The organism is Acinetobacter seohaensis, from assembly GCF_056431365.1.
Genome location: NZ_JBWKMK010000059.1, coordinates 1 through 562, shown reverse-complemented (window position 1 = coordinate 562; position 562 = coordinate 1). Strand labels below are relative to the sequence as shown.

Genomic DNA, 562 nt, shown 5'->3' with positions numbered 1-562 from the left:
GGGTTAATAACTGCTAGTTGAAATCTACCTATTTCTATATTATTATATACAAATGAGTAGATATGTTAGTATTGGCGTTGCAGCTAAAACACTGGGTGTTTCCATCCAAACCCTAAGAAGATGGGATGAGGAAGGCACTTTAGTCGCAGATAGAACCCCAAAAAATCACAGACGTTACGATCTAAGCAAGATCACACCTGAACTTATCCATGATCTATCAATTCAGAACAGCCGAAAAACTATTGCTTATGCAAGAGTATCTAGTCACGATCAAAAGGCTGATCTTGAGCGACAAAAACAAGTTTTGGAAATGTACTGTGCCAAGCAGGGATGGACATTTGAGATTATTAGTGATTTAGGCTCAGGGATGAATTATCACAAAAAAGGGCTTAAGGCTCTTTTGGATGGAATTATTAATAATGAAATTGGTCGATTGGTTTTAACCCACAAAGATCGATTATTACGTTTTGGTGCTGAATTGGTTTTTGCTTTATGTGAAGCTCGGAATGTTGAAATTGTAATTATTAATCAGGGTGAAAATTTGAGTTTTGAGGAGGAACTG

1 protein-coding gene is annotated in these 562 nt (G+C 36.7%); it reads left to right on the top strand.

Annotation, left to right across the window (positions count from 1 at the left end):
• Nucleotides 1–52 precede the first annotated feature (52 nt).
• On the top strand, nt 53–562 hold a 510-nt coding region (locus tag AC07E5_RS09595), incomplete at its 3' end, for an IS607 family transposase (protein WP_498625319.1).